Source organism: Citrobacter sp. wls710 (genome assembly GCF_005281115.1).
Classification (GTDB): domain Bacteria; phylum Pseudomonadota; class Gammaproteobacteria; order Enterobacterales; family Enterobacteriaceae; genus Citrobacter; species Citrobacter werkmanii.
Genome location: NZ_SZXD01000011.1, coordinates 126,629 through 151,635, shown reverse-complemented (window position 1 = coordinate 151,635; position 25,007 = coordinate 126,629). Strand labels below are relative to the sequence as shown.

24 protein-coding genes are annotated in these 25,007 nt (G+C 53.1%); 11 read left to right on the top strand and 13 right to left on the bottom strand.

The window, feature by feature from the left end; all coding sequences use genetic code 11:
- The first annotated feature begins 210 nt into the window (after window positions 1–210).
- A complete protein-coding gene (locus FDX14_RS04950; RefSeq protein WP_042311671.1) occupies window positions 211–1,035 on the top strand; it encodes a protein bax in 825 nt (274 codons plus the stop codon).
- A gap of 69 nt (window positions 1,036–1,104) precedes the next feature.
- On the opposite strand, the gene xylR is transcribed toward FDX14_RS04950, so the two are convergent.
- Entirely contained in the window at window positions 1,105–2,283 is a 1,179-nt protein-coding gene (gene xylR, locus FDX14_RS04945; protein ID WP_042311672.1) for a D-xylose utilization transcriptional activator XylR, read from the bottom strand.
- 357 nt (window positions 2,284–2,640) lie between these two features.
- Here xylR and xylA point away from each other — a divergent pair, with 357 nt between their 5' ends.
- From xylA to yiaB, 3 genes are all read left to right on the top strand, one after another.
- Window positions 2,641–3,963, top strand: coding sequence for a xylose isomerase (xylA, locus tag FDX14_RS04940; protein ID WP_137349111.1), 1,323 nt, complete (start codon window positions 2,641–2,643; stop codon window positions 3,961–3,963).
- Between the two features lie 72 nt (window positions 3,964–4,035).
- Window positions 4,036–5,490: a xylulokinase gene (gene xylB / locus FDX14_RS04935; protein WP_137349110.1), complete on the top strand. Its 1,455-nt coding sequence runs from the start codon at window positions 4,036–4,038 to the stop codon at window positions 5,488–5,490.
- A 166-nt stretch (window positions 5,491–5,656) separates the two neighbouring features.
- Window positions 5,657–6,022, top strand: coding sequence for an inner membrane protein YiaB (gene yiaB, locus FDX14_RS04930; protein WP_137349109.1), 366 nt, complete (start codon window positions 5,657–5,659; stop codon window positions 6,020–6,022).
- On the opposite strand, the gene FDX14_RS04925 is transcribed toward yiaB, so the two are convergent.
- On the bottom strand, window positions 6,019–7,014 hold the full coding sequence (locus FDX14_RS04925; RefSeq protein ID WP_137349108.1) for an acyltransferase: 996 nt from the start codon (window positions 7,012–7,014) through the stop codon (window positions 6,019–6,021). The two genes, yiaB and FDX14_RS04925, sit on opposite strands and share 4 nt — an antisense overlap.
- Before the next feature lie 172 nt (window positions 7,015–7,186).
- Between FDX14_RS04925 and FDX14_RS04920 the strand changes: the two genes are divergently transcribed.
- The 3 genes from FDX14_RS04920 (at window position 7,187) to glyS (ending at window position 10,581) form a co-directional block, all read left to right on the top strand.
- Window positions 7,187–7,495 carry a YsaB family lipoprotein gene (locus FDX14_RS04920; RefSeq protein WP_137349107.1) on the top strand — a complete coding sequence of 103 codons (309 nt, stop codon included), beginning with the start codon at window positions 7,187–7,189 and terminating at the stop codon, window positions 7,493–7,495.
- Between the two features lie 95 nt (window positions 7,496–7,590).
- Window positions 7,591–8,502 carry a glycine--tRNA ligase subunit alpha gene (gene glyQ, locus FDX14_RS04915; protein WP_001168552.1) on the top strand — a complete coding sequence of 304 codons (912 nt, stop codon included), beginning with the start codon at window positions 7,591–7,593 and terminating at the stop codon, window positions 8,500–8,502.
- A 9-nt stretch (window positions 8,503–8,511) separates the two neighbouring features.
- Window positions 8,512–10,581: a glycine--tRNA ligase subunit beta gene (gene glyS, locus FDX14_RS04910; protein ID WP_042311682.1), complete on the top strand. Its 2,070-nt coding sequence runs from the start codon at window positions 8,512–8,514 to the stop codon at window positions 10,579–10,581.
- Between the two features lie 66 nt (window positions 10,582–10,647).
- On the opposite strand, the gene cueP is transcribed toward glyS, so the two are convergent.
- The 3 genes from cueP to FDX14_RS04895 form a co-directional block, all read right to left on the bottom strand.
- Window positions 10,648–11,187 carry a copper-binding periplasmic metallochaperone CueP gene (gene cueP, locus FDX14_RS04905; RefSeq protein ID WP_042311683.1) on the bottom strand — a complete coding sequence of 180 codons (540 nt, stop codon included), beginning with the start codon at window positions 11,185–11,187 and terminating at the stop codon, window positions 10,648–10,650.
- A gap of 187 nt (window positions 11,188–11,374) precedes the next feature.
- Complete coding sequence (gene cspE / locus FDX14_RS04900; protein ID WP_000014594.1) at window positions 11,375–11,587, bottom strand: transcription antiterminator/RNA stability regulator CspE; 213 nt, start codon at window positions 11,585–11,587, stop codon at window positions 11,375–11,377.
- 280 nt (window positions 11,588–11,867) lie between these two features.
- A complete protein-coding gene (locus tag FDX14_RS04895) occupies window positions 11,868–12,158 on the bottom strand; it encodes an HTH-type transcriptional regulator (protein WP_003024273.1) in 291 nt (96 codons plus the stop codon).
- Window positions 12,159–12,538: 380 nt separating this feature from the next.
- On the opposite strand from FDX14_RS04895, the gene FDX14_RS04890 reads away from it, so the two are divergent.
- On the top strand, window positions 12,539–13,249 hold the full coding sequence (locus FDX14_RS04890) for a DUF3053 domain-containing protein (RefSeq protein ID WP_042311688.1): 711 nt from the start codon (window positions 12,539–12,541) through the stop codon (window positions 13,247–13,249).
- A 57-nt stretch (window positions 13,250–13,306) separates the two neighbouring features.
- Here the strand turns inward: FDX14_RS04890 and ghrB are convergent, their stop codons facing one another.
- From ghrB to FDX14_RS04860, 6 genes are all read right to left on the bottom strand, one after another.
- Window positions 13,307–14,281 (bottom strand): glyoxylate/hydroxypyruvate reductase GhrB, encoded by a 975-nt coding sequence (gene ghrB / locus FDX14_RS04885; RefSeq protein WP_137349106.1) that lies wholly within the window; start codon window positions 14,279–14,281, stop codon window positions 13,307–13,309.
- A gap of 22 nt (window positions 14,282–14,303) precedes the next feature.
- Window positions 14,304–15,584 (bottom strand): MFS transporter, encoded by a 1,281-nt coding sequence (locus FDX14_RS04880; protein WP_042311692.1) that lies wholly within the window; start codon window positions 15,582–15,584, stop codon window positions 14,304–14,306.
- Between the two features lie 64 nt (window positions 15,585–15,648).
- Complete coding sequence (locus FDX14_RS04875; protein WP_079225842.1) at window positions 15,649–16,587, bottom strand: sugar kinase; 939 nt, start codon at window positions 16,585–16,587, stop codon at window positions 15,649–15,651.
- 3 nt (window positions 16,588–16,590) lie between these two features.
- On the bottom strand, window positions 16,591–17,340 hold the full coding sequence (locus tag FDX14_RS04870) for a sugar phosphate isomerase/epimerase family protein (protein ID WP_137349105.1): 750 nt from the start codon (window positions 17,338–17,340) through the stop codon (window positions 16,591–16,593).
- Window positions 17,341–17,440: 100 nt separating this feature from the next.
- On the bottom strand, window positions 17,441–18,457 hold the full coding sequence (locus FDX14_RS04865) for a LacI family DNA-binding transcriptional regulator (protein ID WP_061380947.1): 1,017 nt from the start codon (window positions 18,455–18,457) through the stop codon (window positions 17,441–17,443).
- Between the two features lie 101 nt (window positions 18,458–18,558).
- Window positions 18,559–19,221 (bottom strand): OmpA family lipoprotein, encoded by a 663-nt coding sequence (locus FDX14_RS04860; RefSeq protein ID WP_003827397.1) that lies wholly within the window; start codon window positions 19,219–19,221, stop codon window positions 18,559–18,561.
- Window positions 19,222–19,380: 159 nt separating this feature from the next.
- On the opposite strand from FDX14_RS04860, the gene FDX14_RS04855 reads away from it, so the two are divergent.
- Complete coding sequence (locus FDX14_RS04855) at window positions 19,381–21,714, top strand: molybdopterin guanine dinucleotide-containing S/N-oxide reductase (RefSeq protein ID WP_137349104.1); 2,334 nt, start codon at window positions 19,381–19,383, stop codon at window positions 21,712–21,714.
- Here FDX14_RS04855 and FDX14_RS04850 read toward each other — a convergent pair.
- Window positions 21,683–22,123: an N-acetyltransferase gene (locus FDX14_RS04850; RefSeq protein ID WP_042311700.1), complete on the bottom strand. Its 441-nt coding sequence runs from the start codon at window positions 22,121–22,123 to the stop codon at window positions 21,683–21,685. The genes FDX14_RS04855 and FDX14_RS04850 overlap by 32 nt on opposite strands.
- Window positions 22,113–22,682 carry a DNA-3-methyladenine glycosylase I gene (gene tag, locus FDX14_RS04845; RefSeq protein ID WP_137349103.1) on the bottom strand — a complete coding sequence of 190 codons (570 nt, stop codon included), beginning with the start codon at window positions 22,680–22,682 and terminating at the stop codon, window positions 22,113–22,115. The genes FDX14_RS04850 and tag overlap by 11 nt, the downstream gene beginning before the upstream one ends.
- Window positions 22,683–22,841: 159 nt before the next feature.
- Here tag and FDX14_RS04840 point away from each other — a divergent pair, with 159 nt between their 5' ends.
- Complete coding sequence (locus FDX14_RS04840) at window positions 22,842–23,543, top strand: autotransporter outer membrane beta-barrel domain-containing protein (protein ID WP_042311705.1); 702 nt, start codon at window positions 22,842–22,844, stop codon at window positions 23,541–23,543.
- Between the two features lie 251 nt (window positions 23,544–23,794).
- The gene (locus FDX14_RS04835) at window positions 23,795–24,997 is read left to right on the top strand and encodes an L-lactate MFS transporter (protein WP_042311707.1); all 1,203 of its coding nucleotides are present in this window, start codon (window positions 23,795–23,797) and stop codon (window positions 24,995–24,997) included.
- Window positions 24,998–25,007 lie beyond the last annotated feature (10 nt).

Below are 25,007 nucleotides of genomic sequence, written 5' to 3'. Positions count from 1 at the left end.
TGCGAGCAAAAAATGAACTAATTTTGCGATAACCCCCACATTTTCATCAAATTAATGGCGCCCCGAATCGTTAACGCGTGACATAGTTTCAGAATTGGACTATTCCTTTGGGTGCTCTTGACCGTTATTTTTGATATGATTTGAGATTCATCTCTCATTTTTGTGAAAAATATAAGGTGTTGGAATGTATAAATCCGACCAGGAGACCTAATGATATTGACTCCCATTCGACGATATGGGGCAATGATTCTTATGTTACTCACCGTTGCATTTTCGGGTGAGGTGCTGGCAAAGACACACACGGCGACAACGAGTCACAAGCCCCAGGTAATCAAGGCAAGTAATAAACAGGTTAGCAGTAAACAAGAGTATTCTCGCAATAGTGCAAAGAGTAGTTCACTTCCTGATTTGCGAAAATACCCTTCCGGAACACCAAGGAAAAAAGCGTTTCTCCGGACGGTTATGCCTTATATTACCAGCCAAAATGCTGCCATTACGGCGGATCGTAACTGGCTGATTTCAAAACAGTACCAGAATCGCTGGTCGCCGACAGAGCGTACGCGGATGAAAGACATCGCCAAGCGCTACAAGGTGAGCTGGTCTGGCAATACGCGTAAAATTCCGTGGAATACGCTGCTTGAGCGTGTAGACATTATCCCGACCAGTATGGTGGCAACCATGGCTGCGGCTGAAAGCGGCTGGGGTACGTCGAAACTGGCGCGGAGCAACAACAACCTGTTTGGCATGAAATGTGGTAAAGGGCGTTGTAACAATGCCCCGGGTAAGGTGAAAGGCTACTCACAGTTTGAATCAGTGAAAGAGTCAGTCAATGCCTATGTCATTAACCTGAATACGCACCCTGCTTACTCTTCTTTCCGTAAGTCACGCGCGCAACTGCGTAAAGCCGATCAGGAAGTCACCGCTACTGCGATGATTCATAAGCTGAAGGGTTATTCCACTAAGGGACAGAGCTACAACAACTATCTGTTCGCAATGTATCAGGATAACCAGCGCTTAATCGCCGCGCATATGTAACGTGTGTAATCCGGTCTACAAATCATCTTGTAGGCCGGATCAGACGAAGCTGCCATCCGGCAATTCCCTCTATAGCAATACTTCACTATTCACATCGCGATACTCTTTTGGCGTCGTGTCGTACTCTTTCTTGAAGACGGAATAGAAGTATTGCAAAGATGGATAGCCGCACATTTGTGAAATTTCGTTGATTGAAAGCGTGGTCGAAATCAACAGGCTGCGCGCTTTTTCCAGCTTTTCGGCATGAATCACCGCATGGATAGTTTCTCCGACCTCTTCTTTAAAACGTTTCTCCAGGTTCGACCGCGAAATCCCCACTGCATCCAGTACCTGTTCGACTTTAATGCCTTTGCAGGCATGGTTTCGGATAAAGTGCATCGCCTGAATCACCGCCGGATCGGTCAATGAACGGTAGTCAGTTGAACGGCGTTCAATGACGCGCACTGGAGGGACCAGTATGCGTTGCAGCGGTAGTTCTTCACTCGCCAGTAAGCGGTGCAAAAGCTTAGCGGCCTGATACCCCATCTGCCTGGCCCCCTGAGCAACGGATGACAGCGCCACCCGCGACAGGTAACGGGTCAGTTCTTCGTTGTCGATACCAATCACGCACAGTTTTTCCGGGACCGGAATATGCAGGTGTTCGCAAGCTTGCAGGACGTGCCGCGCTCGCGCGTCGGTGACGGCGATAATGCCGGTTTGCGGCGGCAGAGTCTGCAGCCAGTCTGCCAGACGGTTTTGCGCGTGCTGCCAGTTTTCCGGCGCGGTTTCCAGTCCCTGATAGACAACCCCACGGTACTTTTCTTTCGCGACCAGTTGGCAAAACGCATATTCACGTTCAGCGGCCCAGCGTTTGCCGCTTGAAGCGGGCAGTCCGTAGAATGCGAACCGGTTGATCCCTTTTTCTTTCAGATGCAGGAAAGCGCTTTCTACCAGCGCGTGGTTATCGGTGGCAATGTAATGTACCGGCGGATAATCCTTTTCCGCATGGTAGGAACCCCCGACGCCGATGATAGGAACATCCACATCGGCAAGTAATTGTGCAATGTCATCGTCGTCATAATCAGCAATAACACCATCGCCTAACCAGTCTTTGATATTATCAATGCGGGCGCGGAAATCTTCCTCAATGAATATATCCCACTCTGATTGCGATGCCTGTAAATATTCACCCACCCCTTCTACCACCTGGCGGTCGTAGGCTTTATTGGCATTAAATAATAGAGTGATGCGGTGACGTTTATCAAACATAAGAACCTGTCCTGGAAGGTTAACGTGGCCTGTCGATACTAGCAAAACCGCAGGTACGACTGCTTGATGAAGCGTGACAAATTTTTATTTTCTGATTCTACGCAAAATTCACATACTGAACGCGGGATGACAATTGCCATTTTTTATCTGCGCATTACGGTTTTTTGTTTAATGATGAACCTTCGATCGCGATCGCTTTTTTAATTCTTTTTTCAATGCGATTTTTTGGGAGCCAGCGCACGTTTGGGTATTCTCTTAATGGCGGTGTGAAATAACGTAATTGAGCAATATATCAGGAAATTCCAGTATAGCTATATCGCAGTTTACTCGCCGTATTACCTGATTATGGAGCTTATTATGCAGGCTTATTTCGACCAACTCGATCGTGTTCGTTTTGAAGGGACTAAATCTACTAACCCGCTCGCATTTCGCCATTACAACCCTGACGAAATCGTGTTGGGCAAACGTATGGAAGATCATCTGCGTTTTGCCGCCTGCTATTGGCATACATTCTGCTGGAACGGTGCGGATATGTTCGGCATGGGCGCTTTCGATCGCCCGTGGCAGCAGCCCGGAGAAGCACTGGCGCTGGCGAAACGCAAAGCGGATGTCGCATTTGAGTTCTTTCACAAACTGAACGTCCCTTACTATTGCTTCCATGATGTGGATGTCTCGCCGGAAGGCGCGTCGCTGAAAGAGTACAAAAACAACTTTGCGCAGATGGTTGATGTACTGGCGGCAAAACAAGAACAAAGTGGGGTCAAGCTGCTGTGGGGAACGGCAAACTGCTTCACCAATCCACGCTACGGCGCGGGCGCGGCCACGAACCCGGATCCGGAAGTGTTCAGTTGGGCTGCCATGCAGGTGGTCACGGCGATGGATGCCACGCATAAGCTAGGCGGCGAAAACTATGTTTTGTGGGGCGGTCGTGAAGGCTATGAAACGCTGCTGAATACCGATCTGCGTCAGGAACGTGAACAGATTGGCCGCTTTATGCAACTGGTGGTAGAGCACAAACACAAAACGGGTTTCCAGGGCACTTTACTTATCGAGCCGAAGCCACAGGAACCAACTAAACACCAGTACGACTACGATGCAGCGACCGTTTACGGGTTCCTCAAGCAGTTTGGCCTGGAAAAAGAGATCAAACTGAATATCGAAGCCAACCACGCCACGCTGGCGGGTCACTCCTTCCATCATGAAATCGCCACTGCTATCGCGCTGGGTCTGTTTGGCTCTGTCGATGCCAACCGCGGTGACGCACAACTGGGATGGGATACTGACCAGTTCCCGAATAGCGTAGAAGAGAATGCGTTGGTGATGTACGAAATCCTCAAAGCGGGCGGCTTCACCACCGGCGGTCTGAACTTCGACGCCAAAGTCCGTCGTCAGAGCACCGATAAATACGATCTGTTCTATGGTCATATTGGCGCAATGGATACCATGGCGCTGTCGCTGAAAATTGCGGCCCGTATGATTGAGGACGGTGGCCTGGATCAGCGCGTGGCCAAGCGCTATGCCGGTTGGAATGGTGAGCTGGGCCAGCAAATTCTGAAAGGGCAGATGACGCTGACGGAAATTGCGCAGTACGCTGAACAACATAACCTGGCGCCAGTGCACCAGAGCGGTCATCAGGAACTGCTGGAAAATCTGGTAAACCATTATTTGTTCGACAAATAACAGGTTTCTGAGAACGTCCGTAAGCCCGGAAAGCTACGCGCTGCCGGGCCTTTCTTTAAGGAACGATACGCTATGTATATCGGGATAGATCTAGGCACCTCAGGCGTAAAGGCCATTCTGCTGAATGAGCAGGGCGATGTGATCGCTTCGCAAACGGAGAAACTCACGGTCTCGCGCCCGCATCCGTTATGGTCAGAGCAGGACCCTGAACAATGGTGGCTGGCAACGGATCGCGCCGTAAAAGCGCTGGGCCAGCAGCATTCGCTCAGTGAGGTGAAAGCGTTAGGGATTGCCGGCCAGATGCACGGCGCGACGTTACTGGACAAGCAACAGAAAGTATTACGTCCCGCTATCCTGTGGAACGATGGCCGCTGCGGTGAAGAGTGCATAATGCTGGAGAACCAGGTTCCGCAGTCTCGTGCTATCACTGGCAACCTGATGATGCCTGGCTTTACCGCGCCAAAGTTGCTGTGGGTGCAGCACCACGAACCGGAGATTTTCAGCCAGATTGATAAAGTGCTGTTGCCGAAAGATTACCTGCGTCTGCGTATGACCGGCGATTTTGCCAGCGATATGTCTGATGCGGCAGGTACGATGTGGCTGGATGTCGCCAAACGTGACTGGAGTGATGTCATGCTGGCGGCCTGTAAGCTGTCTCGTGCGCATATGCCTGCGCTATACGAAGGTTGTGCGATTACCGGAACATTGCTGCCAGAAGTCGCCCGGAACTGGGGAATGAGTGAGGTTGCGGTCGTTGCCGGGGGCGGTGATAACGCGGCGGGGGCGGTTGGCGTGGGCATGATGAATGCCGGTCAGGCGATGCTTTCGCTGGGTACATCCGGCGTCTATTTTGCGGTAAGCGACGGCTTCCTCAGCAAACCGGAAAGCGCGGTACACAGTTTTTGTCATGCTTTGCCGGAGCGATGGCACCTGATGTCCGTGATGCTGAGCGCAGCATCCTGCCTGGATTGGGCAGCGAAATTAACCGGACAGGCGAGCGTACCAGCGTTGATCGCCGCAGCGCAACAGGCGAATGAAGACGCCGAGCCGGTCTGGTTTTTACCTTATCTGTCCGGTGAACGTACGCCGCATAATAACCCGCAGGCGAAGGGCGTATTTTTCGGTCTGACGCATCAGCATGGTCCGGCAGAACTGGCGCGAGCAGTACTGGAAGGTGTGGGTTTTGCGCTGGCTGACGGTATGGATGTGGTGCATGCGTGCGGCGTGCAGCCTGCCAGCATTACCTTGATTGGCGGCGGGGCGCGCAGCGCATACTGGCGTCAGATGTTGTCTGACATCAGCGGATTGCAGCTGGATTACCGTACCGGCGGTGATGTCGGCCCTGCACTTGGTGCGGCGCGACTGGCGCAAATCGCTATGAATCCGCAGCAGCCGTTAGCAGACATACTGCCTCAGCTTACGCTGGAACAGGCGCATTATCCTGATGCTGAGCGCCATGCGCTTTACCTACATCGTCGGGAAACCTTCCGTCGTATTTATCAGCAATTACAGCCGCTGATGTCCTGACGATTTTCCCCTCTGAATAGCAGAGGGGATTTATCAAATATATATTTCAATGCAATAAATAATTGATGCGAATGGATTTATTCTGAAAATCCAGTGTGGTGGCATATTTCTGTGTTGTCTTTAGCGGGTTATTCATATTGTATCCATGATGGATAAGGAGATCCCAATGAAGACGACCAGGCTGTTGCCATGGATATTATTTTTCTCTGGCATACTGATTTACGTTATCGGCTTATGGCGAGCATGTCCGTTATTAAGCGGCAAAGGCTATTTTCTGGGTGCGCTGATGACGGGAATGTTTGTGACGTACGCTTATCAGCGTGCTGAAAATCTCAATCAGAACGACGAACGCTTCGCTTCCGTGTGTCAGATGGTGGCATTGATAACGCTGGGGCTACTGCTGGTGGGGATATGGAATATACCGTTAACGCCCCTCGAAAAGGGGCTATACCTGGCAGCATTCTTCTTGTGTTTGGCCGGACAAGTTTTACTCCTGCGTCCAGGGCCGAATGAACAAAACGGTGAGTCTTAACTCACCAACCTGCGCGTATCGATACGCTGCAAGAGTATGGACAACAGCAGGCTACCCGCCAGCGTGGCGCTAAAAATCCACAGCATGTCCAGCGGTGGCCAGTTTTTGAGTTCAAGGCCGTTGGTGCGCAGCGCGTGAATGATCAGCGCATGAAAGCCATAAATGCCCAGCGAGTGGCGGGAAATAAGGCCCAGTATCGGCAGAGTGCGCTTGCTGAGCGTATTTTTGACCAGCGTCAGGAGCGAGGCGGCACAAATAAACACCGCCGGGCCGCAGTAGAGGTACCAGGTATCGGCAAAATTGCCGCGCCAGCGCAGTTCATGCAACGTGCCCCGAGAAATAACAAACACCGCGGTGATGAACAACGCCGCACAGAGCCAGGTGAGCGTACGCTTTTGCGTATCCATCATGCCAATCGCCCGACCCAGCATGCCGTACAAGATGTAATAGAAGGTATCGCCACTGATGTACAGGTTGATGGGAAGCCACCCAAAACCGCCAATTTTTTGCGAGACGGTGTTGGGATTGGCAATTACCCCAATCACTACCATGAGCGCCAGCAGCATCTTGCCGCTGATATTTTTCACCTGTATCAGCGGGGAAACCAGGTAGATGACAGCGATGGCGAAGAAAAACCACAGGTGATAGAACACCGGTTTTTGCAGCAGGTTTTTCAGCGACAGCTCAGCATTGATCGAGGTAAACAACAGAATATAGGCCATCGACACGCTGCTGTAAAAAAGAATACACAGCGCTATGCGCGTGAAATGGCGCGGTTTGGCGCTGCGCTCACCAAAAAACAGATAGCCCGAAATCATGAAGAACAGCGGGACGCTGACGCGAGAGGCGGAATTGAGCACATTGGCCAGATCCCAATTCAACGGGCTGACGCTGTGCGCATTGGTGATGTACCAGGTCGTGGTGTGGATCATCACAACCATGAGACAAGCTATTCCGCGCAGATTATCAATCCAGAAAATTTTGGGCTGCATCAGTTCCTCTGTCTCCATTAAAAAAAGTCTGACCGATATTTTGCGTACGTAACTCACTGGAATAATCTGAGTTTTTACGCTAAAGCTTGAGATGGTCTGATGAGATTCTCAAAATAGGATCTGTTTCCAGACACTAATAATAAGACTGACCAGCAAACCAGGCGGTAATAAAATGATGATGAAGTATTTCTTTCCCGCGATCGCTACCCTCATGCTGGTAGCCTGCGCCAACACACAGCCGTCTGCACCCGCGCAGAAGGCGCAAAAGGTTAAGGTCAGTGCAACACGCTCGCTGGATATGGAGTCGCTGTGCAAAAATGAGGCGGCACAACTTTATAACATCGGCGCGCAGAAAATTGATATCTCCGGCCTGGAACAATTCCAGGGCAGCTATGAGATGCGTGGTTCGACCTTCCGTAAAGAGAGTTTTGTCTGCTCTTTTGATGCAGACGGGCAGTTTTTGCACCTTTCCATGCGCTAAGTTCCCCCTTTTTCCCGTTTCGTACTGTATATCTTGCAGCCAGCGGGTATACTGACCGCTTCCTTTAAATCCACACGTATCCAGCACGAAATAATATGCAAAAGTTTGATACCAGGACCTTCCAGGGCTTGATCCTGACCTTACAGGATTACTGGGCTCGCCAGGGCTGCACCATCGTTCAACCATTGGACATGGAAGTCGGCGCGGGGACATCTCACCCAATGACCTGCCTGCGTGCGCTGGGGCCGGAACCGATGGCGACTGCTTATGTGCAGCCTTCTCGTCGTCCGACCGACGGCCGCTATGGCGAAAACCCGAACCGCTTACAGCACTACTATCAGTTCCAGGTAGTGATTAAGCCGTCTCCGGACAACATTCAGGAGCTGTACCTGGGTTCTCTGAAAGAGCTGGGTATGGACCCGACCATTCACGATATCCGTTTCGTGGAAGATAACTGGGAGAACCCGACGCTGGGTGCCTGGGGGCTGGGTTGGGAAGTGTGGCTGAACGGTATGGAAGTCACGCAGTTCACCTACTTCCAGCAGGTTGGTGGTCTGGAATGTAAACCTGTGACCGGGGAAATTACCTACGGTCTGGAACGTTTGGCCATGTACATTCAGGGCGTAGACAGCGTTTACGACCTGGTCTGGAGCGACGGCCCTCTGGGTAAAACCACTTACGGCGACGTGTTCCATCAGAACGAAGTGGAGCAATCCACCTATAACTTCGAATATGCCGACGTGGACTTCCTGTTCACCTGCTTCGAGCAGTACGAGAAAGAAGCGCAGCAGTTGCTGGCGCTGGAAAATCCACTGCCGCTGCCTGCGTATGAACGTATTCTGAAAGCCGCCCATAGCTTCAACCTGCTGGATGCGCGTAAAGCCATCTCCGTCACCGAGCGTCAGCGCTATATCCTGCGCATTCGCACCCTGACCAAAGCAGTGGCAGAAGCTTACTACGCTTCCCGTGAAGCCCTTGGCTTCCCGATGTGCAACAAAGAGAAATAAGAGGCGGCCATGTCTGAGAAAACTTTTCTGGTGGAAATCGGCACTGAAGAGCTGCCACCAAAAGCACTGCGCAGCCTGGCTGAGTCCTTTGCTGCGAACTTTACCGCGGAGCTGGATAACGCTGGCATCGCGCACGGCAACGTTGAGTGGTTCGCCGCACCGCGTCGTCTGGCGCTGAAAGTCGCGAACCTGGCTGAAGCGCAACCTGACCGTGAAGTTGAAAAACGCGGCCCGGCAATTGCTCAGGCGTTTGACGCCGAAGGCAAACCGAGCAAAGCGGCAGAAGGTTGGGCGCGTGGCTGCGGTATCACCGTTGACCAGGCCGAGCGTCTGACCACCGATAAAGGCGAGTGGTTGTTGTATCGCGCGCATGTGAAAGGCGAAAGCGCTGAAACGCTGCTGCCGAACATGATCGCCACCTCGCTGGCTAAGCTGCCGATCCCGAAACTGATGCGCTGGGGCGCGTCTGACGTCCATTTCGTGCGTCCGGTTCACACCGTGACTCTGCTGCTGGGCGACAAAGTGATTCCGGCAACGATTCTGGGCATTCAGTCCGATCGCGTGATTCGCGGCCATCGCTTTATGGGCGAAGCGGAATTCACCATCGATTCTGCCGATCAATACCCAGAAATCCTGCGTGAGCGCGGTAAAGTGATTGCGGATTACGCTGAGCGTAAAGCGAAAATCAAAGCCGATGCAGAAGAAGCGGCGCGTAAAATTGGCGGTAACGCCGATCTGAGCGAAAGCCTGCTGGAAGAAGTCACCTCGCTGGTAGAATGGCCGGTAGTGCTGACCGCGAAGTTCGAAGATAAATTCCTCGCGGTTCCGTCAGAAGCGCTGGTTCACACCATGAAAGGCGACCAGAAGTACTTCCCGGTTTACGCCAACGATGGCAAACTGCTGCCGAACTTTATCTTCGTTGCCAACATCGAATCGAAAGATCCGAGCCAGATTATCTCCGGTAATGAGAAAGTTGTGCGCCCGCGTCTGGCGGATGCCGAGTTCTTCTTCAATACCGACCGTAAAAAACGTCTGGAAGATCATCTGCCGCGTCTGCAAACCGTGCTGTTCCAACAGCAACTGGGTACGCTGCGCGACAAGACCGATCGTATCCAGGCGCTGGCGGGCTGGATTGCTGGTCAGATTGGCGCTGACGTGAACCACGCAACGCGTGCGGGCCTGCTGTCCAAGTGTGACCTGATGACCAACATGGTCTTCGAGTTCACCGACACCCAGGGCGTGATGGGCATGCACTATGCGCGTCACGATGGCGAAGCGGAAGATGTGGCCGTGGCGCTGAACGAGCAGTATCAGCCGCGTTTTGCCGGCGATGACCTGCCGTCTAACCCGGTAGCCTGTGCCGTCGCGATTGCCGACAAAATGGACACCCTGGCGGGTATCTTCGGTATCGGCCAGCATCCGAAAGGCGACAAAGACCCGTTTGCGCTGCGTCGTGCCGCGCTGGGCGTGCTGCGTATTATCGTTGAGAAGAACCTGAATCTCGATCTGCAAACGCTGACCGAGGAAGCGGTTCGTCTGTACGGCGACAAGCTGACCAACGCGAAAGTCGTGGATGACGTTATCGACTTTATGCTCGGTCGCTTCCGCGCATGGTATCAGGACGAGGGTTACACCGTTGATACCATTCAGGCCGTGCTGGCGCGTCGTCCGACTCGTCCAGCTGATTTCGACGCGCGTATGAAGGCGGTATCGCACTTCCGTACGCTGGAAGCCGCGTCCGCGCTGGCTGCGGCGAACAAGCGTGTATCAAACATCCTGGCGAAGTCTGAAGAAACGCTGAACGACCGCGTGAATGCGGCAACGCTGAAAGAGCCGGAAGAAATTGCGCTGGCGATGCAGGTTGTGGTGCTGCGCGACAAGCTGGAGCCAGTCTTTGCAGCCGGGCATTACCAGGAAGCGCTGGTTGAGCTATCGGCACTGCGTGAACCGGTCGATGCCTTCTTCGAGAAAGTCATGGTTAACGTAGAAGATAAAGAACTGCGTATTAACCGTCTGTCTATGCTCGAAAAACTGCGCGAGCTGTTCCTGCGCGTGGCGGATATTTCGCTGCTACAGTAACGGTCCTGAGCTGACTTAGAAAATGCCGGATGGCGTCTCCGCCTTATCCGGCATTTTTTTATGTTGTTAGCGCAACTGCAACTTAGTCAGGCAGGTCTGGCTGTCTTCCATAGTCTTAATGGGATACTCGGCTGATTTACCGTTGTAGTTTACTGCGATGGTGCCTTCCATATTGCGCGGTAGCCATACCCCGACGAAGCCGTTTCGACCGCTTTTCATCGCTTTTTGTACCACGACCTCTCCCTTACTGTCCGTCACTTTGACATTGAATGTCTTCTCCGGCATTTCGCCCTGGCAGCCAGACAGACTATGGTTGAAGCAAGGGTGTGTTTGCCATTCATAGGGGGCGAATGACAGGTAGAATTTGTCACCGAGCGGCAGGGTATAAACCTGATCGCCGGAAGAGAGTTTCAGCGCGGTGCTGGTGACAGACGCTGAGTAAGGCAACGGGCGACTCTGCGGCGACTGGTCAATAGTCTCTACGATTTGCTCAACGGATTTACCGCTGAGTCCATGTTCCGCCAGAAAAGTGGCTTCCGGGGTCGCCGCGAATGCAGTACCCGTTGTGAGCAAACCTAAAACCAGCAGCAGTGAGGATTTCGACATAGCTTCAATTCCTTGTGAACATTATGGAATACAGACTGGCTCACTATAAAGCTTGCCCTTAGGGAAAGGTCAAAGGTACGGCGGGTAAAGTAATGCAAAGACGCGTTTCGGTGGGATGTATTGCGAAATACAGATAAAAAAAATCCCCGCCGTTTGGCAGGGATTCAGAATTTTGAGCTTTTTAAGCTTACAGGCTGGTTACGTTGCCAGCTGCCGGGCCTTTAGCGCCGCTTTCGATGGTGAAGGAAACTTTCTGACCTTCGTCCAGAGATTTGTAGCCATCGTTCTGGATAGCAGAGAAGTGTACGAACACGTCTTTAGAGCCATCGTCAGGAGTGATGAAGCCGAAACCTTTATCAGCGTTGAACCATTTTACGATACCAGTCATTTTACCGGACATAGTGTATTACCTTTTAAAAAATAAGTGTGCCTTTCGGCGATATGGCGTGCTCTACAGATTTTTTAACAGTAAAGGAAATGCTCACTACGAGGGGTATCAATGATAACTCTTGAAGGGACTTGCCTTACTAAACTGCTGTAATGGTCTGTACGTCAAACCGTTGAGAGCATTAACTCATTTTACGCCTGTGGATGCAACTACTATTTTCTTATTTGTGGATACCCTCCGTAAGGGAACGGCCCTTTTACCGGACCGTTCTTCAGCAAAATTAAAAAATAGTTCAATCCATCAATTGCTTACTTAATCTCGGATCGGCCTGGATCAGGCGCATCAACTTCAATTCGGTAGTGGAAGGCTTTACGCGTTTAGACTCCCATTCATGCACCATCGCGACCGTCACGCCCATCACTCGGGCAAAATCATCTGTTTTTAAACCAGTCCCTCGACGTAGCTGTTCAAATTCGGTGAAAGGGTTGGTTTTTTGCGTCAGAGTAACTGTCTGCGATACATCTTTAAAAACAATCTGCTCCAGACTGCTCAGCAGTTCAAACATTGGATCTTTGTATTCCATTGAGAACTCCTATAAATCACACAGCGGGATCGTGAATTTCATCGAAGCTCCTTAAGAGTAGTCGGAAAAAATGAAGTCGGATCTAAGGTTTGCGTGATGGATTCGTTTCAGCAGAGTATGAGCGACAAGCCTTTACAGGCTAACAAACTGATTAAGGTCGCGATCTCCGAACGATCGCTCCCGATTGTAAAGATAACGAAAATACGACCCCGGGTAATGAATGGCGCATTGTTTAGCAAAAAAAAGGGGGGCGGGAACGGTTATTTTCCCTCACAAGATTACGCGGAAAGGGTATCTTGCGAGCCTGACCTGGACTATCCTTGTCAACGTCTGGCACGCGGGTGTCGTTGTGCGCATTTTTGGGTGAAAGGAGTATTAAAATGGCGACAGGTAAGTCCTGCTCTCGCTGGTTTGCGCCTGTTTTGGCGCTCTTAATGGTAGTTGGCCTGAGTGGGTGTTTTGATAAAGAAGGCGATCAGCGCAAAGCGTTTATCGATTTTCTGCAGAATACTGCAATGCGTAGCGGGGAGCGTTTGCCAACGCTGACCGCCGATCAGAAAAAACAGTTTGGCCCGTTTGTGTCCGATTACGCGATTCTGTATGGCTATTCTCAACAGGTTAATCAGGCGATGGACTCCGGTCTGCGCCCGGTCGTTGATAGCGTAAATGCGATTCGTGTTCCTCAGGATTATGTGACTCAGCGTGAACCGCTGCGTCAGGCAAATGGCGCACTGGGTGTGTTAGGGCAACAGTTGCAGAATGCGAAACTGCAGGCAGATGCTGCGCATGGCGCGCTGAAGCAGGGCGAGGATCTCAAGCCGGTCTTTGACCAGGTCTACAATAAAGTCGTCACTGCACCTTCAGAGGCGTTACAGCCGCTGATCCCTGCCGCGCAAATCTTCACGCAGCAACTGGTGCAGGTCGGTGATTTTGTGGCGCAGCAGGATACGCAGGTGAGCTTTGTCGCCAACGGTATCCAGTTCCCAACTTCACAACAGGCAAGTCAGTACAACACGCTGATTGGCCCGTTGGCTGCTCAGCATCAGGCGTTTACTCAAGCCTGGACTGCTGCGGTGAATGCCACTCAGTAAAAGAGTGCTGTAATACATAGAAGGCCGGGTAAGCGTAAGCGCTACCCGGCCTTTTGTTTATTGCGCGACCTGCGGGTTGACGCAGTTCTTCTCCACTCTTCCTTGCAGCGCATCGATTAAGTTATCCACCGCACAGGCCGCCATGTTATAGCGCGTTTCGTGCGTGGCTGAACCAATGTGCGGCACGGCCACCACGTTGGGCAGTGACAGCAGCGGAGAGTCTGTCGCTAATGGCTCCTGCTCAAATACATCCAGACCTGCGGCATGAATGTCGCCGTTTTGCAGAGCGCTAATCAACGCTTTTTCATCGACCACCGGGCCACGTCCAGCGTTAATGAAAATGGCGGAAGACTTCATTTTGGCAAACTGCTCGGTACTGAACAGATGATGTGTTTCGTCGGTTAATGGCAGGATCAGGCAGACAAAATCAGACTCCTGCAACAGCGTGTCAAGATCGCAGTAACGCGCATTGAAGCGTTCTTCCGCTTCCTGATGATGACGGCGGGCGTTATAGAGAATCGGCATGCTAAAGCCAAAATGCGCACGTTGCGCCAGCGCCAGCCCGATACGACCCATGCCGACAATGCCCAACGTTTTGTGGTGGACATCGGTACCAAACCAGTCGGCCCCTATGCTTTTGGTCCATTCGCCTGACTTCACTCGTTCAGCAACTTCCACCACGCGGCGTGCGGTGCTTAGCACCAGCGCCATTACCGTATCGGCGACGGTTTCCGTGAGCACGGTTGGCGTATGCATCAACAGTACCTTACGCGCATTGAGGGCATCGACATCGAAGTTGTCATAGCCTACGGAAATTGTGGATGTCGCACGCAGCCTGGGCATTTTCTCCAACAGCGCGGTATTGACGGCTTCACTGGAGCCCAGCAGACCTTCGGCGTTGGCAAAGGCCTTGGCGTGCTGTGCGACCGTTTCCGGGCGCAGGTTAGGCATCTGAGTCACAGTAAAATGCTCTTCCAGGCGATGCAGTAAATCGTCAGGTAACGCTTTATAGAGAATAATGGACGGCTTCATGCGAATCTCCGTAAGTTAAAATTTAAGCGTGGCGTGCGCCAACCGGAATTTGGGAATTATTAGCAGGCTTAACAATTAAAGTTAGCCATACTGAGGCAAAAAGCGCTACCCCCATAAAAATGTACGAGGCGGATGGGCTGCCGGTTGCGCCATTGAGGTAGCCGACAAACCAGGAACCAAAGAATGAGCCCAGCGCGCCCATGCTGTTAATCAACGCCATTGCACCTCCGGCGACGTTGCGTGGCAGCATTTCCGGGATGATGGCGAAGAAGGGACCATATGGGGCATACATTGCCGCGCCCGCGATAACCAACAGCGTGTAGGACAGCCAGAAGTGATCTGCGCCAACAGCCCAGGAGCCGATAAAGGCGAAAGCGGCAATCAGTAACAGCGGCCAGACAAACAGCTTACGATTTTGCAGTTTATCAGAGGCCCAGGAGACGAGAATCATCGCTGCCGTCGCCGCCAGATACGGTACGGATGACAGCCAGCCAACTTCCACCATCCCCAGATTTGCGCCGCCGTTGCGAATAATGGACGGCAGCCACAGCACAAACCCGTAGACGCCAATACTCCAGGCGAAATACTGCATACACAGCAGGATGACGTTACGTGAGCGGAAAGCCTCACCGTAGTTACGCACGGCTTTGATCCCTTGTTGCTCTTGTTCCAGTTGGGCCTGAAGCGCAGCTTTTTCGGATTCCGACAGCCAGCCGACCTGAGACGGTTTGTCTTTTACCAGTACCCACCAGCAGAACGCCCAGATGATGGCCGGGAAGCCCTCGATGATGAACATTTCCCGCCAGCCCAGCGCCTGAATGAGATAACCGGAAACGACGGACATCCATAAAACAGTAACCGGGTTACCGAGGATTAAGAAGGTGTTAGCGCGTGAACGCTCGGATTTCGTAAACCAGTTGCTGATATAAATTAGCATTGCGGGCATCACGGCAGCTTCAACGACGCCAAGAATAAAGCGGATAGCGGCCAGCATCGGAATATTGCTGACCATCCCAGTTAACGAGGCACAAGCCCCCCACAGGATCAGGCAGACGAAAATCAGTTTTCGTACGCTGCGGCGCTCGGCGTAAATTGCGCCCGGGATCTGGAAGAAGAAATAGCCAAGGAAAAACAGAGCGCCCAGCAGAGAGGAGATCCCTTTGGTAATGCCGAGATCCTCGTTAATGCCTGCGGCGGAGGCGAAGCTGAAGTTCGCGCGGTCAAGGTACGCCAGGCTATACGTGATAAACACGATTGGCATGATGTACCACCAGCGTTTTGCTGCATTGGTTGAGCTATTCATAGACTGCCCTCTGGTTATGCTGATACGCCGCCTCTGTATGTAGGGTACAGCGGTGGCCGGGGATTTATTCCCCTAATTGTTCACGTGTGGGTAATCCTTCGCTGTCGCCCTGAACCTGAATGGCCAGTGCGCCAATTTTATTGCCGCGGGTCACTGCCTGATGCAGCGAACGGCCTTCCAGCAGAGCGCTGATCACGCCCACGGCAAAGCCATCGCCTGCGCCGACCGTATCAACCACGTTGTCGACTTTTACCGGTGCGACGCAGCCATGCTCGCCGCTGGCAGTTTTGTACCAGGCGCCATCTGCCCCGGTTTTGATAATGACTGCCTTCACACCATGGCGCAGATAAAAGTCGGCGATGGCTTCAGGTGTTTGTTGTCCGGTGAGAATCATTCCCTCTTTTAGACCAGGCAAAACCCAGTCAGCCTGGAATGCCAGCCGGTTCAGTTTTTCCACCATCTCGGCTTCGCTTTTCCACAGCACCGGACGCAAATTCGGGTCAAACGAGATGGTTTTCCCCTGAGCTTTCATGGCGCGGGCGGTATGCGCCAGAAGTTCATAGGAACTGGCGGAAAGCGCGGCTGCCACGCCGCTCAGGTGCAAGTGACGCGCGCTGGCAAAATAGTCCTCGTGGTAATCCTCAATACTGAGATGGCTGGCTGCGGAACCTTTGCGGAAGTATTCCACAATGGGATCGGTTCCATTTTCGACCTTAGATTTAAGCTGAAAGCCGGTAGCGAAGCGCTCGTCCTGAGTGACTCCCTGCGCATCAATCCCTTCTTTTTCCAGCGACTTAATAATAAAACGGCCAAAACTGTCGTTACCTACGCGGCTTACCCAGCCTACATTCAGACCCAAACGAGCAAGACCGGTCGCCACGTTGAGTTCAGCGCCTGCAACGCGCTTGATAAACTGCTCTACATCCGCCAGGTCGCCGGTTTGCGTGGCGACAAACATCGCCATCGCTTCACCTATAGTGACCACATCCAGTGAATTCTTCATGCGTTACTCCTCGCGTAGCTGCTCGACGTAATGGCGGGGAAACGCCGTTAAATCCTGTCCTTCCAGGGGAAACTCGATGCCGCGCGGAACATCGTCAGGCAGCGTTTTTAACAGCGCCAGCCAGCGCGGATCGGCTGCATCAGGCGGCACTGCACGGTAGCTGTCGCGATGTGTAACCGCGGCTTTGACATGGATGTATCCCACGGTTGGCGCCAGGTTTTTCGCCGCCTCTTCCGGGGAGTCGCCAACCCACAGCCAGTTGCCCATATCGAAGGTCAGCGATATCGGCAGGTTTTGCGTCTGGCAGGCTTCGTTAAAGTGCTGCATTGGCTGCAGGCGTCCGCAGGCGGTCTGATCGTTTTCGACAACCAGCTCCATCCCGCTGTTATCCAGCCATTCGCGTAAAACGTCGAACTGTTCGGTATGGGAAAAATGACCAAGGGAGACTTTTAACCACAGCGCTTGCAGGGTCTGCGCTTCCGCAAATAGCGCCGGAAGACGGGGGTTGAGGTTACCGTCCTCAAGGAACAGCGGCTCAGGCGCTGAATAACAGGCCAGCAGGCCGAAGATTTCGATCGCTGAGGCCATCGTTGACAGCGTGGTGAGTTCGGCGTCAGTTAGCATCTCGCGGCGAATTTCGACGCCGTCAGCACCGGCTTCAGCAATGATGGGCAGCATGGCGGTTTGTCCACCCGCAGCGCGGACCTGCTCATAGCCGTAGGCGGCGGTGACCACCATAATTTTTCTTTTCATGGAAACTCCATAACCAGCGTTCTTGCTATAACGCTAGATGGAACCGGTTCCAAAGGAAAGCCTGGGATGTCGAATTTATGATCACCATCACGAAGGAAATTTAGCGGGCGGTAGAGCCGCGCACGATCAGTTCACCAGAGAAAACCTGTTCCTGAATGGCGTCAGAGCCGCCATCGATCCGGCGTACAACCTGTTCCACAGCGGTGTAGCCAATCTGCCATGTGGGTTGTTTCAGCGTGGTAATACCGACACCCGCCAGCTCGGCCCATTCCAGCTCGTCAAAACCAAGTAGCCCGATATCGCTGCCCCAGTTGAGGCCAATGCGCTTCAGGGCGCGGGCAACCTGTAGCGTAAGGGCACCGTTGGCGGAGATAACGGCTTTGCGCATGCCTCGATGCTGCTGGTGGAACTGGCGCAGCGTGTCATCCAGTTGCGCATTGTCCGTTAGCGGAACTTCGGCATTTTGCGCGATAACGCCGGGATAGCGTGCGAGCGTGGCGCGAAAGGCGCTCAGACGTTCGCGGCGGGTATTCACCATGCCGAGTGGTTCGCTGAGAAACAGAATGGCTTCAAAGCCTTGTTCAAGCAGGTGTTCTGTGGCAACCGTTGCGGCCTGGGTGTTATCCAGCCCGACCATATCGCAGGCGAAATCAGGAATTTTACGATCAATCAGTACCATCGGCAGCGCAGACTGTTGCAGGCGATTCAGCCCCTCTTCGCGCATCCCAACGGCGTTGACTACAATCCCTTCGACCTGGTAACTGCGCAACAGGTCAAGATAGTGCAACTCCTGATCCACTTCGTTGTTGGTGTTACATACCAGCGGGGTAAAGCCTTTATCGCGACAGGCGGCTTCAATTCCGCTTAATACGTTGACGGAGTAGGGGTTGGTAATATCTGCGATGATCAGGCCAATCAGGCGGGTGCGACCGTGTTTCAGGCCGCGTGCCATCAGGCTGGGTCGGTAGTCGAGATCGGCAATGGCTTGTTCAATGCGGGCCAGCAGCGCGTCGGATAGCAGGTGCTTTTCACCGTTGAGGTAGCGTGAAATGCTGGTCTTGCCGGTTTTTGCGGCCTTCGCCACATCGCTGATGGTTGCCCGTGTTGATTTGCTCATCGCTGATTTCCCTGAATTTGGTGACAACACCTTAACGCGAAAATCAACGATGGCAAGTGCTTCATGCCGGATCGGGCGCAGCCTGTCTCCGGCTCAAAACGTTACTGGATCGGGCTTAAGGTAATCTCTACGCGGCGGTTCTGCGCTTTACCTTCCGCCGTGCTGTTGCTGGCGATTGGATTTGCCGGACCCATACCCTGAGTGCGGATACGGTTAGCGGCGACGCCTTGAGTGATCAAGGCGCTGGCGACGGAGTCCGCGCGCTGCTGTGACAGGCGCATATTCAGATCCTGGCTGCCGGTGCTGTCGGTGAAGCCCAGCACGTTAACCGCGGTTTTATTGTACTCTTTCAGGACCATGGCCACGCCGGTCAGGGTGTTAGCCCCGGCAGGTTTCAGGTTGGCACTGCTGCTGTCGAAGGTGACGTTGTTTGGCATGTTCAGAATGATGTTATCGCCACTACGCGTCACGCTGACGCCAGTTCCCTGCATTTTTTCGCGCAGTTTTGCTTCCTGCACGTCCATGTAATAGCCGATACCACCGCCAACAGCCGCGCCAGCTGCTGCGCCAATCAGTGCGCCCTTGCCACGATCTTTCTTCGAAGAAGAGAGTGCGCCAATACCCGCGCCGACCAGAGAGCCAATGCCTGCGCCAATACCGGATTTACCCGCTTCGCGCTCGCCGGTGTAAGGGTTTGTTGTGCAGCCAGAAACCGCCAGGGCGCCGCTCACGATGGCAGCAATAACAAAAACACGTTTCTTCATCTCAATTCCTTAATGACTTATTCTTCTTTGCCACAGCGACGGTGGCGGTTGATTATGACGTGTGAACATGAAGAAAATTCCAGGGAAGACTCTGAAATTTGTAAGTAACATTGAACGGCAGAATAAATAAGCCGCTACATCGTATTCAGGAGCGCCATCTTGGCTAATTCACCCGCACACTACTCGGTGTTAACCGCTGCCCACTGGGGACCTATTCTCGTCGAAACCGATGGCGAGACCGTTTTCTCCTCCCGTGGCGCGTTGCCCACCACTCATCCCAACTCTTTGCAAACCGTGGTGCGTGACCAGGTACACAGTAAAACGCGGGTACGTTTTCCGATGGTACGTAAAGGCTTCCTCGCCTCGCCGGAAAGCCCACAGGGCGTGCGCGGGCAGGATGAGTTTGTTCGCGTCAGTTGGGATGACGCGCTGACGCTTATCCATACGCAGCATAAACGTATCCGTGACAGCTATAGCCCGGCCTCGATTTTTGCCGGGTCTTACGGCTGGCGTTCCAACGGGGTGTTACACAAAGCCGCGACCCTGTTACAGCGTTATATGGCACTGGCGGGCGGTTATACCGGGCATTTGGGGGATTACTCCACGGGCGCCGCGCAGGCCATCATGCCGTACGTGGTGGGCGGCAACGAAGTTTACCAGCAGCAGACCAGCTGGCCCGTCGTGTTGGAACACAGCGATGTGTTGGTGTTATGGAGCGCCAATCCGCTGAATACCCTGAAGATTGCCTGGAATGCTTCCGACGAACAGGGTCTCGCTTACTTTGAGGCATTGCGTGATAGCGGCAAACGTTTGATCTGTATCGATCCGATGCGATCGGAAAGCGTGGATTTCTTTGGCGATAAGATGGAATGGATCGCCCCGCATATGGGTACCGACGTGGCGCTGATGCTGGGCATCGCGCATACGCTGGTGGAAAATGGCTGGCACGACGAAGACTTTCTCGCCCGTTGTACCACTGGTTATGAGCGGTTTGCCGACTATCTGCTGGGTAAAACTGACAATGTCGCAAAAACGGCAGAGTGGGCTGCTGAAATTTGTGGGATAACTGCGGCAAAAATACGCGAACTGGCGGCGATATTTCACCAAAATACCACCATGCTGATGGCCGGATGGGGAATGCAGCGCCAGCAGTATGGCGAACAAAAACACTGGATGATTGTCACCCTGGCCGCCATGCTCGGGCAAATCGGCACGCCAGGCGGAGGCTTTGGGCTGTCGTATCATTTTGCCAACGGTGGGAATCCAACGCGTCGCGCCGCAGTATTGGCTTCGATGCAGGGCAGCGTGAAAGGCGGTACCGATGCGGTGGATAAAATCCCGGTGGCGCGAATTGTCGAAGCGCTGGAGAACCCCGGAGGCTTTTACCAGCACAACGGAATGGACCGACATTTCCCGGATATCCGCATGTTGTGGTGGGCCGGCGGGGCCAACTTTACACATCACCAGGACACCAACCGTCTGATTCGTGCCTGGCAAAAACCGGAGCTGGTGGTTATCTCGGAGTGTTTCTGGACCGCCGCCGCGAAGCATGCCGATATCGTATTACCGGCGACCACCTCGTTTGAGCGCAACGATCTCACCATGACGGGTGATTACAGCAACCAGCACCTGGTGCCGATGAAGCAGGTTGTGCCGCCGCAGCATGAGGCGCGCAATGATTTTGATGTCTTTGCCGAGCTGAGTGAGCGCTGGGAAAGGGGCGGCTATGAACGATTCACCGAAGGTAAAAGCGAGCTGGCGTGGCTGGAGACCTTTTACAATATCGCCGGGCAGCGCGGGGCCAGCCAGCAGGTCACACTGCCGTCCTTCACCGAGTTTTGGCAGCGGAACACCCTGATTGAAATGCCGGAAAACCCCGCCAGCGCGCACTTTATCCGGTTTGCGGATTTTCGCCGCGATCCACAGGCGCATCCGCTGAAAACGGACAGCGGAAAAATTGAAATCTACTCCGCGAAGATTGCTGGTTACGGCTATGCGGATTGTGCTGGACACCCGATGTGGCTGGAACCTGATGAGTGGTTTGGTAACGCCGAGCCGGGTCAGTTACAGCTGCTTTCCGCCCATCCGGCGCACCGTTTGCACAGCCAGTTGAATTACAGTGCGTTGCGTGAGCAGTATGCGGTGGCGGATCGTGAGCCCGTTACGATCCATCCGCAGGACGCCAACGCACGTGGTATTAAGGATGGCGACACGGTGAGGGTGTGGAACGCGCGTGGGCACGTTCTGGCGGGTGCTGTCGTGACGACAGGGATCAAACCTGGCGTCATTTGCATTCATGAAGGCGCCTGGCCTGATTTGGATCTCACTGCCGGTGGTATTTGTAAAAATGGTGCCGTCAACGTGCTGACCAAAGATCTCCCCAGCTCGAAGCTGGGGAATGGCTGCGCGGGCAACACTGCCCTGGCGTGGATCGAAAAATACAATGGACCCGCCCTGACGCTTACGGCGTTTGATCCGCCTGCCAGCCCATAATCCACGTGGGGTGGTGAGTTTCTTCCTGCCATGCGCCGTCTTCAATGCGAAAACCCAGCGCATGGTAGAAGTTTACCGCTGACTGATTCTTCTGGTAGACCTCCAGGCTGAGTAGAGAAAAGCGCTGCTGCACATGCTGCACCAGCGCTGTACCAATTCCGCTTCTGATGGCCGCTGGCGCGACAAACAACGCGCCAAGGAAGCGTTCGTCAATCACGCTGACAAAGCCTTTGAGTACACCTTCTTCTTCCCACACCCAGGTTTGCGCGGCGGGCAGGTATACATCACGCACGATGGGTTCACTTTCGCGCCAGTAGCGTTCGTCGATAAACGGATGGGCATGGATCGTGCTTTCCATCCACAGCGCCAGAATTGACGGCAGATCGTCAGCTTTAGATTCACGAATCATGTTGTGCCCCTGGGTAACAGATGCAACTGGTGATATGGTCGTTGACCAGACCACAGGCCTGCATAAAGGAGTAGCAGATGGTGGTGCCGACAAACTTAAACCCGCGTTTTTTTAACGCCTTAGACAGAGCATCTGACGCAGGTGTTGAGGTGGGGATATCGCTCAGGTTGGCGGCGCGGGTCACTTGCGGTTGGTTATCAACAAATGACCAGACGAACTCGCTAAACGATTCACCGTTTTGCGCCATGGCCAGAAATGCGCGAGCGTTACCGATAATGGCCTGAATTTTTCCGCGATGGCGAATAATGCCGGCATCCTGTACCAGCCTTTCCACATCCTCTTCGGTCATGGCTGCCACTTTTTCCGGATCAAAATGGTGGAAGGCGTGGCGATAATTTTCCCGTTTCTTCAGTACGGTGATCCATGATAATCCCGCCTGCTGGCCTTCCAGGCAGATCATTTCGAACAGCTTCTTGCCATCGGTTTCGGGGACGCCCCATTCCTTGTCGTGATAGGCAATGTAAAGTGGGTCCTGGCTGACCCATCCGCAACGCTGCATATTCTTCCTCGCTGTTTTTACTGGCGTAAAAATTTCATTCGGCCCGCCTTGACGCGCCAGCTAAAAAGACAATATTTAATACAGGGCCTGATGGCCCCGATTTCCTACACACAATGACAATAATATCGCCGAATTCGGCTCTTTTCTGGAGTCGCGTTGATGATTATAAGAAACAGTAGTGGTCGCCAAAGGTTAACTCTGGCGAGCGTCGTAGTTTGTGCGCTGTCCATCAATACAGCATATGGCTGGCAACAAGAATATATCGTTGATGCGATGTCAGGGCATACGGCTGAACGTTATACATGGGACAGCGATCACCAACCACGTTATAACGACATTCTGGAGGAACGAATTCGTTCTACGCAGAACGTGGCGGGGCCGGTGGTGAATCTGGCCGATCAGACGCTGATGGATACGACCAGCGGCATGAGTATGGGCTGGAACTTTCCTCTTTCCAGGCAGGTAACAACCGGACCGGTCGCCGCCTTACATTATGACGGCTCGACCACGTCTACCTACAACGAGTTTGGTGATAGCGCGACCTCAATAACACCGACCGATCCGATGTGGCATGCCAGCGTCAGCACGTTAGGCTGGCGAGTCAATTCGCAGTTCGGTGATGTGCGACCATGGGCGCAAATCAGCTATAACCAACAGTTTGGCGAGAATATCTGGAAGACGCAGTCGGGTCTCAGCCGCATGACGACAGCAGGACAGGACGGTAACTGGCTGGATGTCACCGTCGGCGCAGATATGCTGTTGAATCCACATATGGCGGCTTACGCCGCACTTTCTCAGGCAGAAAACAGTACCAACAACAGCGACTATATGTACACCATGGGGGTAAGTGCCAAATTTTAACGAAAGCAATCATCGTTTATACATCTCAGTTACATATTGAGATCAACAACCACACGCTTTCCAGCGATAGCGTGTACTAACACATGCGGTAAAATTCAGTATCCCAACTTTTTGTCTCGTCATTCATTCCGCAATCCAGGCATTTCATTCCGTTCTGACGGCATTTCATGCCGTTTTTTCCTGGTATAAATGGCGCTTCGGTATGGTTGTTGGCAGAGAATTTCCCATTTTGCTTATGCAGGAAGACTGCCATGAAAACTACTGATTATCAGCGTACCCGTTGGCTGACACTGATCGGCACCATCATTACCCAATTTGCCTTAGGTTCTGTTTATACCTGGAGCCTGTTTAACGGCGCGCTCTCTTCTAAACTTGACGCACCGGTGAGCCAGGTTGCGTTTTCCTTTGGTTTACTGAGCCTGGGGCTGGCGATTTCTTCTTCCGTCGCCGGGAAGCTGCAAGAACGTTTTGGCGTGAAGCGCGTCACCATGGCCTCCGGTATCTTACTGGGCGTCGGCTTCTTCTTAACCGCCCACTCTGACAGCCTGATTATGCTGTGGCTGAGTGCCGGTGTACTGGTCGGTCTGGCGGATGGCGCCGGATACCTGTTAACCCTTTCCAACTGCGTAAAATGGTTCCCTGAGCGTAAGGGGCTGATTTCCGCCTTTGCCATCGGCTCTTATGGCCTGGGTAGCCTCGGTTTTAAATTTATCGACAGCCAACTGCTTAGCACTGTGGGTCTGGAAAAAACCTTTATGATCTGGGGCGCAATTGTGCTGGTGATGATCGTTTTTGGCTCCATGCTGATGAAAGATGCGCCGAATCAGGAAGTGAAGGCGAAAAATGGTGTGGTCGAGAACGACTACAGCCTGGCGCAGTCCATGCGTAAACCACAGTACTGGATGCTGGCCGTGATGTTCCTCACTGCGTGTATGAGCGGGCTGTATGTAATTGGCGTGGCGAAAGATATTGCGCAGAGCCTGGCGCATATGGATGTTGCCACGGCGGCAAATGCGGTGACCGTCATCTCCATCGCTAACCTGTCAGGCCGTCTGGTTCTGGGTATTCTGTCCGACAAAATCTCTCGTATTCGTGTTATCACCATTGGTCAGGTAGTTTCGCTGGTCGGTATGGCGGCGCTGCTCTTCGCCCCGCTCAATGACGTTACTTTCTTTGCGGCAATTGCTTGTGTGGCATTTAACTTTGGCGGCACCATCACCGTGTTCCCGTCACTGGTGAGTGAGTTCTTTGGCCTCAATAACCTGGCTAAAAACTACGGGGTTATTTACCTGGGCTTCGGTATCGGCAGTATTTGTGGTTCCATTATCGCCTCGCTGTTTGGCGGATTCTATGTGACCTTCTGCGTTATCTTTGCGCTGTTAATCATCTCGCTGGCACTTTCTACCACTATTCGCCAGCCACAACGTAGCGTATATACCGAGGCGCACGCCTAAATCTATTAGT

Excerpts from the sequence above, each read along its gene's own strand:
- FDX14_RS04850 (WP_042311700.1), bottom strand. The coding sequence starts at position 22,123 with ATGATTCGTGAATCTAAAGCTGACGATCTGCCGTCAATTCTGGCGCTG.
- cspE (WP_000014594.1), bottom strand. The coding sequence starts at position 11,587 with ATGTCCGGTAAAATGACTGGTATCGTAAAATGGTTCAACGCTGATAAA.
- yiaB (WP_137349109.1), top strand. The coding sequence starts at position 5,657 with ATGAAGACGACCAGGCTGTTGCCATGGATATTATTTTTCTCTGGCATA.
- xylR (WP_042311672.1), bottom strand. The coding sequence starts at position 2,283 with ATGTTTGATAAACGTCACCGCATCACTCTATTATTTAATGCCAATAAA.
- FDX14_RS04950 (WP_042311671.1), top strand. The coding sequence starts at position 211 with ATGATATTGACTCCCATTCGACGATATGGGGCAATGATTCTTATGTTA.
- FDX14_RS04880 (WP_042311692.1), bottom strand. The coding sequence starts at position 15,584 with ATGAATAGCTCAACCAATGCAGCAAAACGCTGGTGGTACATCATGCCA.
- FDX14_RS04870 (WP_137349105.1), bottom strand. The coding sequence starts at position 17,340 with ATGAAAAGAAAAATTATGGTGGTCACCGCCGCCTACGGCTATGAGCAG.
- FDX14_RS04895 (WP_003024273.1), bottom strand. The coding sequence starts at position 12,158 with ATGGAATACAAAGATCCAATGTTTGAACTGCTGAGCAGTCTGGAGCAG.
- FDX14_RS04835 (WP_042311707.1), top strand. The coding sequence starts at position 23,795 with ATGAAAACTACTGATTATCAGCGTACCCGTTGGCTGACACTGATCGGC.
- glyQ (WP_001168552.1), top strand. The coding sequence starts at position 7,591 with ATGCAAAAGTTTGATACCAGGACCTTCCAGGGCTTGATCCTGACCTTA.
- ghrB (WP_137349106.1), bottom strand. The coding sequence starts at position 14,281 with ATGAAGCCGTCCATTATTCTCTATAAAGCGTTACCTGACGATTTACTG.
- glyS (WP_042311682.1), top strand. The coding sequence starts at position 8,512 with ATGTCTGAGAAAACTTTTCTGGTGGAAATCGGCACTGAAGAGCTGCCA.
- FDX14_RS04840 (WP_042311705.1), top strand. The coding sequence starts at position 22,842 with ATGATTATAAGAAACAGTAGTGGTCGCCAAAGGTTAACTCTGGCGAGC.
- xylA (WP_137349111.1), top strand. The coding sequence starts at position 2,641 with ATGCAGGCTTATTTCGACCAACTCGATCGTGTTCGTTTTGAAGGGACT.
- xylB (WP_137349110.1), top strand. The coding sequence starts at position 4,036 with ATGTATATCGGGATAGATCTAGGCACCTCAGGCGTAAAGGCCATTCTG.
- FDX14_RS04925 (WP_137349108.1), bottom strand. The coding sequence starts at position 7,014 with ATGCAGCCCAAAATTTTCTGGATTGATAATCTGCGCGGAATAGCTTGT.
- FDX14_RS04875 (WP_079225842.1), bottom strand. The coding sequence starts at position 16,587 with ATGAAGAATTCACTGGATGTGGTCACTATAGGTGAAGCGATGGCGATG.
- cueP (WP_042311683.1), bottom strand. The coding sequence starts at position 11,187 with ATGTCGAAATCCTCACTGCTGCTGGTTTTAGGTTTGCTCACAACGGGT.
- tag (WP_137349103.1), bottom strand. The coding sequence starts at position 22,682 with ATGCAGCGTTGCGGATGGGTCAGCCAGGACCCACTTTACATTGCCTAT.
- FDX14_RS04890 (WP_042311688.1), top strand. The coding sequence starts at position 12,539 with ATGGCGACAGGTAAGTCCTGCTCTCGCTGGTTTGCGCCTGTTTTGGCG.
- FDX14_RS04920 (WP_137349107.1), top strand. The coding sequence starts at position 7,187 with ATGATGATGAAGTATTTCTTTCCCGCGATCGCTACCCTCATGCTGGTA.
- FDX14_RS04865 (WP_061380947.1), bottom strand. The coding sequence starts at position 18,457 with ATGAGCAAATCAACACGGGCAACCATCAGCGATGTGGCGAAGGCCGCA.
- FDX14_RS04860 (WP_003827397.1), bottom strand. The coding sequence starts at position 19,221 with ATGAAGAAACGTGTTTTTGTTATTGCTGCCATCGTGAGCGGCGCCCTG.